The organism is Luteolibacter ambystomatis, assembly GCF_018137965.1.
Lineage (GTDB): Bacteria > Verrucomicrobiota > Verrucomicrobiia > Verrucomicrobiales > Akkermansiaceae > Luteolibacter > Luteolibacter ambystomatis.
The window spans coordinates 3,372,647-3,391,532 of the sequence record NZ_CP073100.1 but is presented as its reverse complement, the minus strand read 5'-3'; the positions used below and the strand labels follow the sequence as shown (position 1 = coordinate 3,391,532).

Annotated in this window: 9 protein-coding genes; 1 reads left to right on the top strand and 8 read right to left on the bottom strand. The window is 63.5% G+C overall.

Going from position 1 to position 18,886, the window contains the following annotated elements; genetic code table 11:
• Nucleotides 1-20: 20 nt before the first annotated feature.
• The 8 genes from KBB96_RS12810 to KBB96_RS12775 all read right to left on the bottom strand — a co-directional run bounded on the left by KBB96_RS12810 (nucleotide 21) and on the right by KBB96_RS12775 (nucleotide 11,908).
• Nucleotides 21-3,197 carry a hypothetical protein gene (locus KBB96_RS12810; protein WP_211629840.1) on the bottom strand — a complete coding sequence of 1,059 codons (3,177 nt, stop codon included), beginning with the start codon at nucleotides 3,195-3,197 and terminating at the stop codon, nucleotides 21-23.
• An 89-nt stretch (nucleotides 3,198-3,286) separates the two neighbouring features.
• Complete coding sequence (gene bamA / locus KBB96_RS12805; protein WP_211629839.1) at nucleotides 3,287-5,653, bottom strand: outer membrane protein assembly factor BamA; 2,367 nt, start codon at nucleotides 5,651-5,653, stop codon at nucleotides 3,287-3,289.
• 70 nt (nucleotides 5,654-5,723) lie between these two features.
• A complete protein-coding gene (gene rsmI / locus KBB96_RS12800) occupies nucleotides 5,724-6,446 on the bottom strand; it encodes a 16S rRNA (cytidine(1402)-2'-O)-methyltransferase (RefSeq protein ID WP_211629838.1) in 723 nt (240 codons plus the stop codon).
• 9 nt (nucleotides 6,447-6,455) lie between these two features.
• A complete protein-coding gene (lptE, locus tag KBB96_RS12795; RefSeq protein WP_211629837.1) occupies nucleotides 6,456-6,962 on the bottom strand; it encodes an LPS assembly lipoprotein LptE in 507 nt (168 codons plus the stop codon).
• Nucleotides 6,963-7,007: 45 nt separating this feature from the next.
• Nucleotides 7,008-7,940 (bottom strand): tetratricopeptide repeat protein, encoded by a 933-nt coding sequence (locus tag KBB96_RS12790; RefSeq protein WP_211629836.1) that lies wholly within the window; start codon nucleotides 7,938-7,940, stop codon nucleotides 7,008-7,010.
• Between the two features lie 64 nt (nucleotides 7,941-8,004).
• The gene (proC, locus tag KBB96_RS12785; RefSeq protein WP_211629835.1) at nucleotides 8,005-8,811 is read right to left on the bottom strand and encodes a pyrroline-5-carboxylate reductase; all 807 of its coding nucleotides are present in this window, start codon (nucleotides 8,809-8,811) and stop codon (nucleotides 8,005-8,007) included.
• 1,715 nt (nucleotides 8,812-10,526) lie between these two features.
• The gene (locus tag KBB96_RS12780) at nucleotides 10,527-11,276 is read right to left on the bottom strand and encodes a HupE/UreJ family protein (RefSeq protein WP_211629834.1); all 750 of its coding nucleotides are present in this window, start codon (nucleotides 11,274-11,276) and stop codon (nucleotides 10,527-10,529) included.
• Nucleotides 11,273-11,908: a HupE/UreJ family protein gene (locus KBB96_RS12775; RefSeq protein ID WP_211629833.1), complete on the bottom strand. Its 636-nt coding sequence runs from the start codon at nucleotides 11,906-11,908 to the stop codon at nucleotides 11,273-11,275. Before KBB96_RS12775 ends, KBB96_RS12780 begins: the two co-directional genes overlap by 4 nt.
• Before the next feature lie 148 nt (nucleotides 11,909-12,056).
• Between KBB96_RS12775 and KBB96_RS12770 the strand changes: the two genes are divergently transcribed.
• Entirely contained in the window at nucleotides 12,057-18,824 is a 6,768-nt protein-coding gene (locus tag KBB96_RS12770) for an SUMF1/EgtB/PvdO family nonheme iron enzyme (RefSeq protein WP_211629832.1), read from the top strand.
• The last annotated feature ends 62 nt before the right edge of the window (nucleotides 18,825-18,886 follow it).

Genomic DNA, 18,886 nt, shown 5'->3' with positions numbered 1-18,886 from the left:
CTGAAGTCTCACGACTTCAGTTACGATCCTTCTTTCGCGAGTTTTCCCAGCCACACGATGGTGGCGGCATTGTAGTCATCCATGCCGGCCGCGGTGATCAATCCTTCCACCAGCAGCTGGCGCTTTTCCGGAGGAATGCGAAGCAAAGCCTGTTTGGTGCGGCTTTCGAGCGATCCGGAAACCGATGCCACGTCACGGTCATCGCCGCTGAGGCGCTCTGCCAATGCGAGCGCAGTCCACATGCGCGCGAGGGTTTCCGGATCGGTTTCCTTCCAAAGCGCGGTGATGATGCGGGCCGCATGGAAATGGTGGCCCGCTGCGTTGATGGGGGTTCCGCCGCTGAAGATATTCGCTCCGTAGCCATCTTCGATGCTGCTGTTTTCAGTCGCCAGATCGACGAGCTTGGGTGCCAGGGATCTGAGATCGAAGGCCAGCACCGTCCAAAACAGATCGTTGTTGAGATTCTCGTTTTTCTCAAACCTGGGTCCGATCAATCGCAACAGGTGATCCTGCCGGTCCTGCCGACCCATGCTGGCCCGGCTGACGGCATCCATCACGATGTCCGCCATGCGGAATTCCTTGGTCGGAAGTCCCTCTATCCGTTTGAGGTGCTTGGAGGCGTTGGGGAGATGGGATAAGGCCTCCACCGCATCTGGAAGAGTAGTCGATCCAAACTGGGCCTTCTGCGGATCATCCAGTTCCCGGAGCAGGAGACGTTCGCATTCCGCTTCATCGCCAGACGAGAGCGTGAGCTTCGCAAGGCTGGCCATGGCCTTTTGCCGGGTGAGTATTTCCCGATTCCTGTCCGCGAGGATTTTCAGAAGATCGGGGACGCGCTTCAAGGCGGCCTCCGGAGTATTCTCCAGTTCGAAATCGGTCAGCTCCGGAGCAAGATCCCGTTGCTGTGCTGGTGTCATGAATGTGACCAGTTCCGCGGCCTTCGCGGGCTTCGATGAGGCCAGGACCCTGAAGATGCTGCGGCGGTCGGCCAGTTCTTCCTTGTGGAAGCGCTCGATCAGGATTTCCGCATGGATTTCCGGATAGTCGAACTGGAGCACCTTGAGCGCCCAATAGGACAGCGCTTCTTGTTTGGCGCCTTCCTTCATCAGGAGGCCCGGATCGCGGGCCATCCGGAGTTGGCGAAGGGCCGACCCGACAGGCTTTCGAAGCGTGTGCGAGGGATGGAACTCGTATTTCGATTGGAGCGTTTCGCGCCGTTGCCGGAGCTTTGCATCCGCGGGCTTCTCTTCGCCATCGAAGGGGAGATCGAGGCCATTCGGGGCGAACTTCCGATCGAGTTCCGCGAGTTCGCGTTCTTCGGCCGTTTCCGGTTTCAACGTGGCCTGTAGGGTCTTCAGTTCTTCCACGAGACCGACCAGCCTTTCTTCGCCTGCATAGCCGACAAGCTCTGCGAGAACGGATGCCGGTATGGAATCCGAGGCATGGCGGCGGAGGATGGTTAGGATGGTGGATTCGAGTTGTTTCCTCGATTCCGCTGATTGTCTTTCGGCCAGCCGTTCCTTGAGGGGAGTCATCAAACTACGGGGTTCGATGGGATCGGTTTGTTGCCAACGATCCTTCAGGTGCCCGGGCAATGCGCGCTTGAGAAGCCAGGAAGTGAGATTGAGGAAGCTCTGACGATCGTAGCCGGTTCCAACGGTGGCGGTGGATTGGAACAAAGTCACCGTGCCGGTGGCGACTTTCTCCGCAGGCATGCCATCGGGGAAAAGAGAGAGGGTTCCGAAGCCATCGGCGCTGCTTTGGAAGCGGCCAGGCTGGTTGCGTTCCGCGGGAAGAAGAGTATCGACGGAACGGATACGGTTCATCCAGTAGATCGTGTCGGCCAGAAAGCGGCCCTCAGCCAGGGACAAGGGGATGATCTGAACCCGGTAGGCCGGGCTATCCACGAAGGCGTCCGCTCCGACACCGCCCTGGTGATTGGATTCCTTAACCAGCAGCCACGAGTCCGACACCCCGAAGCGGAGGGCGATGCCGGCCGTGCTGAAGCTGTAACAAGGGGCGGAGCTGCCATCGAAAACCAGCCAACCGCTCGTGGGCGGAGCTGCGGGCGGGCGGGCATCCACCGCCAGTTGCCAGCGGAAACGTTGGGTGGAATCGCTGTTGGCTTTGACGAGGGCGAGAGCCGCCTCCTTTGGGTCGAGGTGCCAGAAATTCTCGGGAAGAGAAAGAGGCGAGCCACGCTCGAAGCGGTCGTTGTTGCGCGGTTTGCCTTTGAAAAAAGAGAGCAAATCCTGATCGGGAGAGTCCTTCAGGGAGCGGAACTCGTAGGGTTTCTGGGGAGTGGGGAGTTTCTCCCGTTGCTCCGATGAGGGCCGGACCGGATAGCCGAGCCCGTTTCCCTTGGCGAACGAGTCGAGAGCCTCCTTGGAGCCAAGAAGCCGGAGGTGGCGGTGGGAAGGCTCGTCTTCCGGTGCCTGGAGAATCGCGAATTCCTTTTTCTGTGAATCCCAATGAATCAGGAATTGATGGTGTTCGCGTTCGTTGCGACCGCCGGATGGGCCGAAGGAAAGCACGGGCGATCCTTCCTGATCGAGATGCTCGCAGGACACGGTCCAGTCGTCTTCGCCTTCCGCATCACTGGGACGGCAGTTGAAGACGATCTGTCCAAGCATCCGTGGGTTGGCTTCGATCGTGGTGATCGTCACCACCGAAATTTCATGCTGCCGGTTGTTGACGAAAAGATCATGGTTTTCGACTTCGGCCAGATCGAGGGTGTCGTCGTTGTTGAAGTCGCAGAGATAGCCGCTGACGCCGAAGCCGCGGTCTTTCCAAGCGGCAGGAGTGTTTCCCTGCCGGTCGAAAACATGCACTCGGACGTCGTTCAGGGGAGCCAAGCTGGGGCGGCTCAGCCCGGGAATCCTACCTGCCACCCGGTCCTCGCCGAAGAGCTCCGCTGGATTTTCCACCGGAGGATAGTCCTCGAAAGAGGAAGAAATCCGGGACCACCCATTGTCTGCTGCAAGCACGATGAGGGGCGGGGCTTCGTGAAATTGAGGGCTCCAGTGGAGGCGGTAGGAGGTGAGGGCGTCGCTTTTGGATGCATCCAGCACCCGGCGGATCTCCGCCTCCTGGGTATCGGGGTCGATCAACTTGTCGACGTCCGGCTTCAGGGGCTTCGCGATGCCGATGGAGCTGAGCAGAAGACAGGGCAGGAGCTGGAGGAAACGTCTCGCCATTGCGGGATGAAAACCGTCGCATCGCTCCCGGACCAATAAAAAAGCCGGTTCCCGAGAGGGAACCGGCTTTTCGAAAAACCTGCCTTGGCTTAGTACTGGTACTGGAGCGAGAAGTTGAACTGGCCGCCATTGTCCGCCTTCTGGTCCGGCACCTGAAGAGGGATGGCGTAGTCGAGGGCGAGTGGCAGCGGGCTGATCGGGAGCTTGAGGCGGATACCGATACCCACATCGCTGTAGATGTCGCTCGGGTCGAGATCCCACGAACCGGAGTTCACGAAGCCCATGTCGTAGAACACCGCGGCGCGGACGTTCTCGATGATCGGGATGGTGTATTCGGTGTCGAGGTAGGCGAGGGAGCGGCCGCCGATGACTTCGCCGGTGGCGGCATCGCGCGGACCCACGTCGCGGAACTCGAAGCCGCGCAGGGTGCGGCCACCGCCGAGGAACATGCGGTCGAAGATCGGCACGCGACCGCTGAGGGCGTCCACGAAGGCGAGTTCGCCGTTGAGCGAGAGGATGCTGTCACCCCACAGGTTCCAGTATTTCTGGCCCTGGAAGGAGGTGGAGACGATGTCCACGTCACCGCCGAGGCCGGCGAGGGTCACGCTCGCGCTCAGCTTCTCACCGCTGCGGGCGAGGAGGTTGCTGTCGCGGCTGTCATAGACATATTCGGCGGTCAGCGCGCTGCGGATGAAGTCGCCCTGATCCAGCAGGAACTGGGACGGCGGGCCGCCGGCGAGCACGGACTTGTTGGAAAGCACGGCCACGCTCGGGTCGAGATCGACCGAGACCTGCTCGAGCTTGTATTCCACCTTCACCGCACCCTTTTCGCCGAGCGGGCGGCGGAGGAAGATCGAGGCACCCACGTTCTTCTGGTCGTAGAAGTCGCTGAAGTAGTTCGAATCGCGGTAGAACAGCTCGCCGCCGAGGGAGAGCTGGCGGTCCATGAACCACGGCTCGACCAGCGACAGGCTGAAGTCGGTGCGGGTGCTGCCAAGACGCAGGTTCATGCCGAAGCGCTGGCCGCCACCGGTGAAGCTCCACGGGTTGAAGAGGTCGAAGTTGGTTTGCTCCAGGTTGATGAAGCCGACGATGCTGTCGATGGAGCTGAAGCCCACGCCGACGCCGACGGAGCCGGTCTTCTTCTCTTCCACGAGGATGTTCACGTCACGGTATCCGGCGTTGCTTCCGGAGTTGCCGTTCACCTGCACGTCCGAGAAATACTGGAGGTTCTGGAGGCGGGACTTGGTGACATCGAGGTCCACCGAGTTGAACCACTGGCCCGGCTTGAGTGGGACTTCGCGGCGGATGACCTTGTCCTTGGTCTTGGTATTGCCCTCGATATGGACGTCACCCACGCGGAAGCGGCTGCCTTCGGTGATGCGGTAGATGATCTTGACCTGGTTCGGACCGGCGTCGCTGATGTCCGGGACGACGGTGGCGTCCGCGTAACCACGGGAACCGTAGTAGCTGCGGATCATGGTGATGTCCGCGCGCATCTTCTTGGAGGAATACGCGTCACCACCGTTGAGGGTCAGCGCCGGGTAGAGTTCCTCGGGCTTGAAGACGCTCATGTGGCCGAAGCCCACGCCCGCGACGGTGTATTTGTCGCCCTCGACGATCGGGATGACGATGTCCACCTTGTCATTGCCGGCGGGATCGCGGCGCAGGCCGGGGCTGCTCACGCGGAGGTAGCCGTGGCTGCGGTAGAAATCGAGGACGGACTCGACGTCCTCGTCGAGCTTGCCGGTTTCGAAGCGGCCGGACTTGGTGAGGAAGGAGAGAAGACCCTTCGGCTTGGTCTTCATGTTCTTGCGCAGCTCGGCGTCGGTGAAGGCGGTGTTGCCCTCGAAGCGGATCTTGTGGATCTCGTTCTTGCTGCCCTCGTCGATGACGAAGATCAGGTCGGCGCCACCGGCGCTCGGCTGGGTGCGGTAGGAGATCGCGACGTCCGGGTAGCCGTAGCCCTGGTAGTATTTCTCGAGATTGCGCTTGGCTTCCACGATGGCGGCGTCGCTGAGGATGCCGCCGGACTTGAGCTTGGTTTCCTTGGCGAGCTTCGCGTCGGAGAAGGTGCTGTTGCCGACGAAGCCGACGCCGCTCACGGTGGAGCGGGTGCGGACCTCGGCGATGAGCTTCACGCGGTCGCCCTGCGGTTCGGCGAGGAAGCGCACGTCTTCCACGAGGCCGGAGCCATAGAGGGACTTGATGTCACTGTCGATTTTCTCCGTGCGGTACTGCTGGCCGGCGGCGGAGGACATCGAGTTGCGGATGCGGGCTTCATCGACCGTCTTCGGGCCGACGTAGCGGATGGAAACTTCGCTGATGGTCTTGCCCTCGAAGTCCTGGGCGCGCAGGGCGGTGGTGGAGAGAGCCGCAGCCGCGAAGGTCAGGGGCAGGACCATGCGGGCGGAGCGGGCCGCGCGTTGCAAACCGGAACTGTGGGAAGACGACATGCTTGTGGGAGTTGCCGCATAAGACCCGGCGACGGCCCCTAACGTCAAGGTCCAATAGCTCCCCCAACGGTTAGGCGGGAGCGTGGAGCAGGAACACGATTTCCCCCTTCGGCGGGTGATTTGCAAAGTGCGCCGACAATTCGGCTGCGGTGCCCCGGTGGTAGGTCTCGAATTTCTTGGTCAACTCCCGGGCCACGCAGACGGTGGCGTCCGGGGAAAAGGACGCCAGCAGCTCCAGCGTGCCCGTCAGACGGTGCGGGGATTCGAAGAAAATGGCGGTCTCGCCCGAGGCCAGCGCCTCTTCCAGCGCCTGGCGGCGGCGGCCGGACTTCACCGGCAGGAAGCCGCCGAACCGGAAGGCGTGGCAAGGCATGCCGGAGCCGATCAGCGCGGTGAGCACGGCGGAAGGGCCGGGCAATACCTCGAAGGGTACTCCGCCCTCGATGCAGGCGTGGACGAAACGGTAGCCGGGATCGGAGACGCCGGGCATGCCCGCATCCGTGACCACGGCGATGGTTTCCCCGGCCTGGGCGGCGGCGATCAGTTCCGGGATGCGGCGGATCTCATTGTGCTCGTGGAGCGAGACCAGCGGCTTGAAGGCGATCCCGTGGTGCTGGAGCAGGGGGGCGGAGTGGCGGGTGTCCTCGCAGGCGATCCGGTCACAGTTTTTCAGGACCTCCAGCGCGCGGAGCGTGAGGTCGTCCCGGTTCCCGATCGGGGTTGGGACGAAAATCACGCGTCCTCCCGCCGCAGGCTGTGCGGTGGGGGATGAAGCATTGTCGGAGGAATCCATCAGGGCGGCTCAGTAGCCGTTGGCGATGCGGGAGACCAGGCTGTCCGCCGCGCGCTCCATGGCATCCGGCAGGGCGTTGTTGCGGGAGGTCTGGAGATTCGCGTCCACGAAGAACTGGCTGGTGCCGACGGCGGAGCCGGTGGCGAGTACCTTGGACGGGTCCTTGGCGTCCTTCAGGCTCCAGGCAAAGGTGACCGTGGTCTGGAGTTCCAGCGGACGCAGCGTGTCGAGGCGCTCGCCGCGGATCTGGATGTAGTCGATGCGGCGGATGCGGCCCTCGAGGATGGCATCGGCCTTGTCCAGCGTGGCGATCTTGTAGGTGCCGTCCTGGGCCAGCGCGCTGGCGACGGCGGAGGTGGCGATCGCCTCGGCCCGCGGGTGCTGGGTGTCGTTTTTGAACATCGGCACCTGGATCGTCTTGATCCGGGCGAGCGAGGCAGGCTTCACCCCGCCGAGCTGGTAGCCGGCGCAGGAGGTGAGGGCGGCGGCGGCGAGAACGGCGAGGGCACGCATCATGATCGGGAAGGGAGGCCGGGATTCAGGAAAAGGCGGTCAGGGCGTTCAGTGCTCGCCGAGTTCGGCGAGGCGGCTCTTGGCCTTCTGGCCCAGGGGATTGCCACCGGCACGCTTGACCACCTCGCGGTAGTAAACCTTCGCGGATTCGTATTCCTTCGTCTTGAGGTAGAATTCCGCGACGTCGAAGGAGCGCTGCACACTGCGGCCACCCAGATCCGCCATCAGACGGCGGGCTTCACCGGCGCGGTGGTGGTTCGGATACTGGTTGAGGTAGTCCTGCAGCGCCTCGCGGGCGAGATTGATGGTGGCCTGGTTCTGGTTTCCGCGCTCGGCCTGATTGATATAGACCCGTGCCACGCGGAACTGGGCTTCGGCGGCTTCGGAGCGGTCCTGATAGTCGCTGACGACCTTCTTGTAGGCTTCGATGGCTTCCTTGTCCTTCTTCTGCTTTTCGTAAAGCTGGCCGAGGCTCAACTGGGCGTGGGCCGCGACCGCGGACTTGGGTGCGTTGTTGCGGACCTCCTCCAGCATCTCCACGACCTTTTCGCGGGACAGGCCGGATTTCAGGCCGAGGAAACTGGTTTTGATCACGCCGTTGGCGGCGGAGTCGGCGATGACCACCTGGCGTTCGAGCGCCTTGGTGTAGAGGCCGCTGCCCTGATAGCCGACCACGAACTGTTGATAGGCCTTGAAGGCGTTCACCAGGTCGCCCTTCTGTTCGAGGAGCTGAGCCTGGCGGAAACGGGCCTGGGCGGAATTCTGGGCATAGACGGAGCGGTCGGCGGCTTCGTCGTAGAGCTTGATCGCTTTTTCCCGGTCACCGGCGTCATCCGCCTTCTTCGCCTGCCAGTAGATCCCTTCGCTTTCGCTGTTGGACTTCGGCGCGTGGGAGGCGAGCGGCGGCCCCTCGTTTTTGTTACCGCAGGAAACAAGCAGGGCGGCGGTGCCGGCGAGCGCGATCAATGACCTCGGGGACATGGCGGGAGAATAGGAACGGGGAATGAGTGCGGGAAAGAGAAATCCTATCAGGAGCTTGGATGGGTCAGGATCCACCGAGTTCGTCCGCGCGGCGCACGGCGGCGTCCACGGCAGCGATCATGGCGGCGCGCACGCCGTGGTTCTCCATTTCCGCCAGCGCGGCGATGGTGGTGCCGCCGGGCGAAGTGACCATGTCTTTTAGAACCGCGGGATGCAGGCCGGTCTCCATGACCATGGCGGCGGCTCCCAGCACGGTCTGGGCGGCCAGCTTGATGGCATCCGCGCGGCCGAGTCCGGCTTTCACGCCACCATCGGCGAGGGCTTCGATGATGAGATAGATGTAGGCGGGCCCGCTGCCGGAGACGCCGGTGACGGCATTGATGAGTCGTTCCGGTACCTCGATGGTGTGGCCCACGGAACTGAGTAATTGCATCGCCAGCGCGGCATCCTCCGCCGTGGTATTCGCTCCACGGCAGAAGGCGGTGGCGCCCTGGCCGACCATCGCCGGGGTGTTCGGCATGGTGCGGATGATACGGAAGTTTTCCGGAGCGCTGTCCTGGAGGGTGGTGAGAGTCAGGCCTGCGGCGATGGAAATCACCAGCCGCGGCTGGCCGTCAGCCCCTTTCGCGGCCAGCTTCAGGGCGGCGGCCACGTCGTGGGGTTTGGTGGCCAGCAGGATGGTATCGCAGGTCGCGCCGATTTCGGCGGCATCCGCGGCGGTCTGCGCGCCGGTGGCTGCCGTGAAGGCTTCCAGCGCCGCGGCCACCGGGTCGCAACCGCGGATGTCTTCCGCCGTCACCGCTCCCGCTTTCACGGCTCCCTGCACGAGGGCCGTGCCCATTTTGCCACATCCGATGACGCCGAGCTTCATGGCGCGGAATCTAGCGGCGTGCGTGCCGCCCGTTCCAGCGTCATTTTGTTGGACCGGCACCACGGCGGGCGGCATCGTCCGCGCATGATCCGTTGGATTTCGACTTTCCTGCTGGTTCCGGCACTCGCGGTCGGTGCTGAAAAAGCGGCTCCGGCCAAACCGGTCTCCCCCGCGAAACCGGCGGCCGCGGACAAGAAGGAGCCGAAAGAGCCCTCCAAGCCGAAGGAAGAAGCCCCACCCGCGCCCCACAAGGACCCCACCGTCGAGGACATGATCCCGGCGTCCGTGGCGGCGCTGCCCGAGCCCGCTCTCAACACTTTCCAGGGCGGCTTGAAGATGGCTGTTACGGCCATTGACGAAGAGACCCAGGCCCACGTGGTCCAGGGGCTCGATCACCTGCATGGCGGCTGGGAATTCGAAGCCACCCGCCACTTCGCCGCTGCCGTCAAGCGCGACCCGAAGTGCCTGCTCGCCCACTGGGGGCTGGTGATCGCAATGATCGCTCCGAATCCGGAAACGACCGCGCAACGCGATGCTGCGATGGAGCGCCTGCTGACGCTGGTGGACGAGGGCGCGGGCAATGAACTGGAGCGCGGCTATGCCTTCGGAGTGATCCAGTATTTCAAGGAAGGCCCGGCCAGCGCGGCGGATGCCTTCCGCAAGCTCTCAGAGAAGTTTCCGAACGACGTGCAGGCGAAGATGTTCGCCGCCCTCTTCGGCCGCGGTGGCTACGATGAGTTCGACAAGCCCACCGACGATCAGGAGCGTTCGGAGAAGCTGTTGGAGGGATTGCTCGCGCGTTATCCGGACAGCACCGTGCTGCTGAATGCGCTGCTCACGATCCGCGCCGAAGCTCCCGATCTCACACCGTCATTGCCGATGGCACGGAAGCTGTGCGAGCTGGCACCGGACTATCCGCCGTACTTCCAACTGCTCGGCCACTATGAATGGCGTACTGGCAATCACACGAAGGCCGTCGCCGCTTTCGCACGTGCGTCCGCCCTCTACGAAGCATGGATGACCGCCAACAAGGTCACGGCGCTCGATTGCCCGGGCTGGGTGGTGGCGGAGTGCTATCGGGTCGTGGCGCTTGCTTCCAAGGGGGATTTCGATACCGCGCTGGCAGCGGCCACCGCGCTCGCGGCCAAGAAGGTGCCCGTCGAGCGGGCCGCCTCGGGTGGCGGACGGATGCTGCTGTGGGAGGCGAAGACCCTGCCCGCGCGCTTGTTGATGAGCCGCGGGGAAAAGGGGGATGCCGCCAAGGCATTGGCCTCGCTGCCGTCCGCCGCCGACTTCACTGTCTATGTGGACCGTTCGCTGGCGCGGTGGTATCTCGACGGGCTGCGCCTCGATCTCGAAGGCCTGCGGTTGCTCGATGAGGGCAAGATCAAGGAAGCCTCCGATGTCGCGGAACTGCTGAGCAACCATGGCGAAGCCTTCGCCCGCGTCCAGCAGGTGTCGCACCTTTCCGGTGAGCGTTCGATGTGGGCGCGTTCCTTCCGGGCCTTGGAGGTATTGGCCACCGAGTTGCGCGGCAGGATCGCGATGGCGGGGCCGAAGCCCGGCCAAGGCTCGGCCTACAACTGGTTCCGCGCCGCCGCCGACCGCCAGACGCGTGCCACGATGATGCTGCCGCCCGCACTGTTGACTCCGATGGCCTCCCATGTCGGGGCCTGCCAGCTTGCAGCGGGGAAAGCGGCGGATGCGGTCGAGTCCTATGAGGGTGCCCTCAGGGCTTTCCCGGCTGATCTTGTCTCGCTGAAAGGGCTGGCTGCGGCTGCCGACAAGGCCGGACAGGCGGACAAGGCTGCCGAAGCGCGCCAGAAAATCGAGGCTCTGGCCGCACCCTGAGGCGGTTTCGGTGGCCTCGGCTTTGACGTGTGGATCCACCATCCGGCCATGAGCAGGCCGGTGGCGGCGATCCAACTGCCGAGCACGCGCACCACGATGCGGGTCCACCCGGGCTTCAGTGCCAGCACAAGTCCGGCGGAAAGCAGAAAAAACACGGTGGCGGTGATCGCGCCACCGAGGGTGCCGAGGTGTTCGCCGCCTTCCGCACGCACCGCCACACCATCGAGCCAGGCGTGGGTGGCGGAGATGAGCCCGGCCAGCGCCGCCACCCAGGCGGGCTTCATTTTGCAGTCGGTGGCAATCAGCAGTCCGAGTACAAGGAATGATGCCGCAGCGATGGGGAACGCCGGAGCCATGCCGCCCGAAAGTCCCAGCCAGCCGCCCGCCAACCAAGCCGCAGGGATGACAAAAAAGGCGCGGCGTGCCGCATCCGGTCCGCGCAGGCCGGCGAAAAGGCCCAGCGCCACCAGCGGCACACAGTCTTCCGGCGAGAGAGCGAGATGGGTCGCACCGTCATAGAGCGGTCCCAAGCCGGTGGTGATCACGTGCGCGTTGGCCGCGCCTGTTCCCAGCAACGAGGCGGCGATGACCGGGATCAGGGAAGGACGCTTCATGCCAGCGCTTCCTTCGCGAACCAGAAGCCGGCCAAGGCAATCGCGACCCCGGAGGCACGAAGGGCGATTTGGCCGCCCTTCCATTTGTGGATCAGGCCGATGGTGATGCCCACGCCGTGGAGGCAGCCGGTGGCGATCACGAAGCCAAGGCTGTAGAGAAGACCGTTCTGGCCTTCCGGCAGTTCGGTGCCGTGGGCGTGACCATGGAAGAGTCCGAAGATGCCGACCAGAAGTGCGGCCACCCACAGCGGAGGGCGGGCCTCGAAGGCGACCGCCGCGCCCAGCAGGATCGCGGAGAGCGCGATGCCAATCTCCGTTCCCGGCAGCGGAGTGCCGATCAGACCGAGAAAGCCGCCGAATGCCATCACCAGAGGGAATGCCACCGGCAGCACCCACACGGCGGGTTTCCGCAGTTGCGCGCCCCACAGACCCACCGCGATCATGGCGAGGATGTGGTCCCAGCCGGACCATGGGTGGCCGAAGCCCGTCGTGAATCCCGCGGCCTCGCCATGTGCGGCGTGGGCATGGGCGGGGCAGGCGAGCGCCAGCAACAGCAAGGCGGTGGAAACGGCTGTGCGGCGGGGCAGGGATGGGCGGGGTTCATGGCGATCCTTTCGGGATACGGACTGCACGTCACAATCGTGTCCAGCTTTTCCGGGTGACGGAGATGGGGCAAGCCGGTTGCGATTCCCTCAATGACTCTTGCCGCGCCGCCATTGTCGTCACTGAGGGAATAAAGAGAGGATGCGAGGGTAGTCTTCCCGCTTCCGCGTCATCGTCATGCTCCGCTCCGCTCTGTTCCGTCCGCTATGGTCTGCTGCCACGCTTTTGGCCGCCGCAGGCTTTTCCCATGCCGCCCAGTTGAAGGGATATTGGGAATTCTCCAGTCCCGCCTCCGGAGGCGCCTTTCCCGGCGTCACTGTCGGTGGAGCGGCCGCTCCCAATCTGGTAATCGAAGGTACGGCCCCTACCTACAACACCACGCTCAGCGATGGGACCACGAGTTTGTCCGGTGCCATCACCACGGTGGTCGGCCCTGCGAACCGCCTGAAGCTCGCCCATGGCATCGCTCCGAACGGCGGCGGCACCAAGGTGAACGAATATACGCTGATGTTCGATGTGTTCTCGCCCAGCGCGAGCCGGAACCAGTGGCGTTGCTTTTATCAGACGGACACCGGGAACACCTCGGACGGCGAATACTTCATCCGGAACACGGACAAGAAGATGGGCACCGCGGAGCTCGTCTATTCCCCGGCGATTGACGACACGAAGTGGAAGCGGGTGGTGATCACGGTGGATCTGGGGGGCTTCTTCAAGGTTTATGTGAATGGCGCTCTTTTCTCCACCCACACCAGCCAGGCGGTGGACAGTCACTACGCGCTCGATTCGCAGGTGTTGTTGTTCGCGGACAATGACAGCGAGAACAAGGCGATGAACGTGGGAGCGGTCGCGATCTGGGACGGCGCGATGACCGCTTCGGAGGTGGCCACACTTGGCAATCCCGGCGTGGCTGTCTCCACCACTCCGCCGCCGAACAGCGCTCCTGTGATCGCGCAGGGTGTCTCGACCTCGCTCAATGCCGTCAAGGATGGCATGGCCTCCACCACGACTTTGAACGGCAGCGATGCCAATGGTGATGCCATCATCTGGAGCGTCACCACTCCTCCGGCCCATGGCACCGCTCAGGTCACCGGCAGCAACACCACCTGTCCGCTTTCCTACACTCCGGCTGCCGGTTACACCGGTCCGGATTCGTTCGTGGTGCGCGCCAGCGACGGCACGGATAGTAGTTCCATCACTGTCTATGTGGTGGTGACCGAATCCTCCACGGTGCCGCGGATCACCGGCCTGTGGGAGTTCAACAACTCCGCCAACCGCAATCAGGCCACCATCGGTTTTGATCTGGAGCCCACCGGCACCGGTTTCGCCGTGGTGCCGGGCATCGATGGTTCGGATGGCGCGATGGAAGTGGCCGTCGGCAGCTACTACAAGATGACCCATGGCGTGCCTCCGAACGGCAGCGCCTCTGCCAAGCGCGCGAACCAGTATTCGCTTGTGTGGGACATCAAGATTCCGACCGCCAGCGCCGCGATCTATAAGAACCTTCTTCAGACTACGGTCGCCAACAGCGACGATGGCGATCTGTTCATCAACACGACCAACAACATCGGCGGCAATGCGGGCTTTGGCGCTTATTCTGCATCCTCCATTTCCACCAATGCGTGGCACCGGGTGGTTCTCACCGTGAGCAACGGCACCGGTCGAAATATCTGGGTGGACGGCGTGAAGGTGCTCAGCGGTTCAGCGGGCACGCTCGATGAGACACGCTACGGCCTGCTCGGCCAGATCCTCGCCTTCGCCGATGAAGACGGCGAGGACGGCGCGATGGATGTGTCCTCCATGGCTTCCTTCAACGGCGTGCTTTCGGACAACCAGATCGCCCTGCTCGGCAATGCAGGCACTCCGATGGACGTGGCCCTTCCGCCCAAACCCGCTCCGTATGCTCTCTGGCAATTCGACGAGCCAACCCGCCCGGAAGCTCCGACGGTTGGCAGCAACCGCCTCGTCCGCAATGGCGCGGGCTTTTCTTCGGTCGCCGGACGCACGGCGGGCGACGGTGCCATCGAGATCGCCGCGGGCAGCAACTATCTCGTGCCGCACGGTATCGCGGCCAATGGCGGTGGCAGCAAGGTCAATGAATACTCGGTCCTGTGGGATGTGAAGTATCCGAATGTCGGAACGACCAAGTCGCTTTATCAAACCACTCTCGCCAACAACGATGACGCCGAGCTGGCGGTGGATGGCACCGGCAAGGTTGGTCATGCTGCCTTGGGCGGCTTCTCTTCGCAGACGACTTCCGCCAGCACTTGGTATCGCGTGGTCATGGTCGTGAAGAACGGCACCGACCGCCGCATCTATGTGAATGGTACGCTCTGGTATGATGGCAACGCGGGCGTCGTGGACGACAGTTGTGCGCTTGATCCCTCCGGCTTCCTCGCCTTCGCCGATGACAATGGCGGCGATGACGTGATGGATGTGACCACGCTCGCGGTCTGGGGCCGTGCCTTGACGGCGGGTGAGGCGCTGGTGCTTGGCGATGCCTCCGTGGCCGCTGCGGATGGCGTCACTCCGGTCGCTCCGAACAGCACACCGGTTGTCACGGAAGGTGAAACCTACACACTCAATGCCACCAAGAATGGCGGCGCGGTGAACGCCACCGTTCACGCCACCGACGCGGATAACGAGCCGCTTTCGTGGAGCGTCTCCTCCCCGGCCACCAGCGGCACGGCGAATATCACCGGCGCGAATACCTCAGCCAGCGTGACCTACACGCCTGCCAATGGGTTCTCCGGTCTGGATTCATTCGTCGTCCAGGTTTCGGATGGCTGGTCTACCGATACGATCACCTTCAACGTCACTGTCACCAATCCCTTCGCGGATCCGGTGCTGACCATCGTTTCCGCCCACGGTACGCCGAACCCCGTTGCCGGGACCTATCCCCACGCGCGCGGCACCGCGTTGACGAACAGCGTGACAGACGAGGCCACCGCCACGTCCCGCTATCACTGCATCGGTTGGTCGATGGTGGGGGATGGACCGCACAGCGGCACCGCGTCCTCGATGTCGATGACCTTGACCCGCGATTCGACTCTCACCTGGCTGTGGCAGACCGAATACCGCGTGGAGCTGGCGACCAGTGGCAGCGGTACGATCTCCGCCTCCAGCGGATGGTATGAGGCAAACCGCCCGATCCAGATCACCGCGACTCCCGCCACCGGCTATTTCTTCGCCGGATGGAGCGGTGACACCACCGGCTGCACCATGGGTGGCAAGAGCATCGTGGTGCCGGTGGGGCGTCCCTATGCCACCATCACCGCGAACTTCTCCGCGGTGGAAAATTTCACCGTTGTCGGTCTGCCGGACACGCAGAACTACTGCATCAGCTCGAACAGCGCGCTCGGCATCTACGACAAGCAGACCCAGTGGGTGCTCGATAACAAGGAGACGCTCAACATCAAGTTCCTCACCCATCTCGGGGACATCGTGGACAGCGCCACCAACACCGGGCAGTGGAACATCGCCACGGCGGCCATGGGCAAGCTCGACACCAAGCTCCCGTATGGCGTGTGCACCGGCAACCATGACCTGGCCAACGGTTCGACGCACTACCTGGATCGCTTCGGGCCGACTCATCCGCGCTGGGTGGATCCGGGGACCAGCCAGGTTTACAACTGGTACCAGGGTGCTTCGCCGCGCGGCTACAGTTCCTTCCAGGTGATCACCGTGAATGGCCGGGACTACATGTTCCTCCATATTGACTGCGATTGCCCGGACTCCGACATGGCCTGGGCCGCCACCGTGTTGAGCCAGCATCCGCGCACGGTCACTTTCCTCACCACCCACGACTACCTTGCGGAAACGGGTGCCTCCAGTTCCTCCGGCAGCGGCACCGGTCAGCGCGGTCGTGTGAACTGGCCTACCGGCTACATCAGCGTAGGTCCGGATCGCAATCCCGTCACGGACATCTGGAACACGCTCGTGAGACCGTTCAACCAAGTCTACATGGTGATCTGCGGCCACAACTTCGCGCAGTATAACGTCGATGACACCAATGCCGCGGGCAAGATCGTCCACCAGGTCATCGCCGACTACCAGACACTGCCGAACGGCGGCAACGGTTTCCTGCGTATCATGGAGTTCCGCCCTGCGCAGAACCAGATCTACAACACGACCTACTCGCCGCACCTCGGGCGCTACATGTCGAACACCAGCAGCCCGTCCGCCCAGCTTACGTCGGACAACACCGGCATGCTCGACCTCACCGACAAGAACGGCGGTGAGTTCACGCTGACCACGGACTTCGACACGCGATTCAACAAGAACCTGACCATCGTCTCCGCCCAACCCACCGTTTCTCCGGCGGTTGGCACCGTGAGCATCGAGGAAGGCACGCCGGTGGTGGCCAATGCGGCTGACAACGTGGTCGGCACCACCCGCTACAAGTGTACCGGCTGGACGCTCACCGGTGGCCAGACCGGAACAGGCACGGGCAAAACCGCTTCCTTTACCATGGCGGGGGATGCCACGCTCACCTGGAACTGGGCGACCGAATACTATCTCGATACCCAGGCGACCGGCCGCGGCATCGTCAGCGTGAACAGCGGCTATCAGGCCGCGGGAGCGTCCGTGACGATTCTCGCCCAGCCGGATGGCGGCGCATCGTTCCTCCGCTGGAGCGGGGACATCGCGGGTTGCACCATCGATGGCACTTCGATCACCGTGCCGATGACCCGTGGCCGTGGTCCGGTGACCGCCGAATTCACGCCACTGGTGCCGACTTACAACGTGGTGGTGGTGTCCAACTATCCAAGTGTCACCCCGACTCCCGCGAGCTATCCCTTCGAGCAAGGCACCGTCGCCAACTTCTCCGCTCAGGATTACACGGATGGGAATGTCCGCCATGTCTGCACCGGCTGGACCGCCACGGGTGGTGTGACCCAGTCCGGCGGCGGCAGCACCGCCGCGATCACCGTCACAGGTGACTTCACCTTCACCTGGCAGTGGAAGACGCAGTATCTCCTGCTGACCAGCGTCAATGGTCCCGGCACCGTGACCGGCAATGGCACGTGGGTGGATGAGAATGCCAGCGCGCAGGTAACCGCCACTGCCGGTCCTGGTGCGGCGTTCACGGTCTGGAGTGGAGACACCGCCGCTGGCACCAGCACCGGCAATGTCTTCACCATCGCCAGCATGACCCGCCCGGTGGGGCCGCTCACCGCGAATTTCGCCACCGGCTATCACACACTCACCGTCGTTTCCGATCAAGCGAACACGCTCCCGGTTCCGGGCTCGTATTCCTTCCCGCATGGCTCGCAGGTGAACTTCTCCGCCCAGCCGGTGGAGAACGGCCGCACCCGCTTCATCCCCACCGGATGGACTCTCAGCAATGGCACCTCGGGTGATACCACGGCGGGTAGCTTCACGATGAATGCGGATACCACGCTCACCTGGAGCTGGAGCCCGCAGGTGGTGCTGGAAATCGCCGGTGGCTCGGAAGGTTCCATCCTGCCCACCAACGCGGGCGGCTGGCACACGCTCGGCACGACAGTGACCCTGCATGCGCAGCCTGCCTCTGATTTTGGCTTCTCCGCCTGGCGTGGGGATGTGACCGGTTCTCCAGGTTCGCAGGACATCACCCTGACGCTTGACCAGCCGCGCATCATCGCGGCGGACTTCAAGGCGACAGCCGCTCCCGGCGGCACGCCGAAGTGGTGGCTCGAGCGCCATGGCAAGGTGGTGGGCGGTAATTTCGCCGCCGCCGAGCTGGCCGATGCCGATGGCGACGGCAAGACCGCCGCGGAGGAATTCATCGCGGGCATGGACGACCAGGATGCGGCGAAGACCTTCGGCGTGAAGAGTCTCCAGAAGGGTATCTCGAACAAGCTCACCCTGAGCTGGCCCGGCGCTGCCGGCCGCACCTACGGCATCTGGTCCTCGCCGGATCTTCAGACTCCGTTCACCCTGGTTCGCGATGGCATTGCCGCTGTCGAGCCGATGACCACCGCCGATGTCACGTTGACAGGAGGCGGCAAGAATTTCTACCGCGTGAAAGCGGATCTCATTCCCGGCACCACCTTGGATGCGGACCCGTCCGCCACGTCTGTTGCACCGAAACCAGGCAGTCTGGTGCGCGAAATGAAGCTCATCCCGGCCGGAACTTTCACCATGGGAGATGACAATGGCGGCGAGCAATCCGCGATGCCCGAACACCTGGTGCAGGTGTCCGCGTTCCACATGGACAAGTTCGAGGTCACCCTTGGTGACTGGAAGACGGTGGCCACCTGGGCGCAGGCTCATGGATATGACATCCCGATCAGCCTGACCTTCAGCCCTCCGCTCAATCACCCGGCTCCGGCAGTGTCCTGGTATGATGCGGTGAAGTGGTGCAACGCCCGCTCCGAAATGGAAGGCCGCGTGCCCGCCTACTACACCGATACGATGACCACCGTCATCTATCGCACGGGTTCGATCGATCTCACCTCCGCCAACGTGAACTGGGCGGGCAATGGCTACCGCCTGCCAACCGAGGCCGAGTGGGAGCGCGCTTCCCGCGGCGGACTGGAAGGGAAGACCTACAGCTGGGGCGATGAGTCGCTGGTGGGCCGCACCAACGGCTGGCAGTACCAGCAGGCGATCGACAACACCGAGGCTCCCTATCCGCTCAGTACGCCGGTCGGTTACTTCGATGGGCATCAGGCGGTGCCCGGTCCGGACATGGCAAACGGCTTCGGTCTCTACGACATGTCCGGCAACGTCTGGGAATGGTGCTGGGACCGTTACTCGGACTACGAGAAACCCAAGCTCTTCGATCCGAAGGGCCCGGATGCCGGTGAGACCCGCCTGACCCGCGGCGGAAGCTGGTGGAACAACGAGGCGGACATGACCAACGCCCACCGTTATCCCTTCCCGCCGGTCGGCGAAACGATCTACGGCCAGATCGGCTTCCGCACCATCCGTGCCGCCGCGCCGAACGAGATCCCCCACTGATCAAGATCATCGGGCGGGCTATCGGGAAAATCTTCCGATAGCCTGTCGCGCGGGCGTGTGAC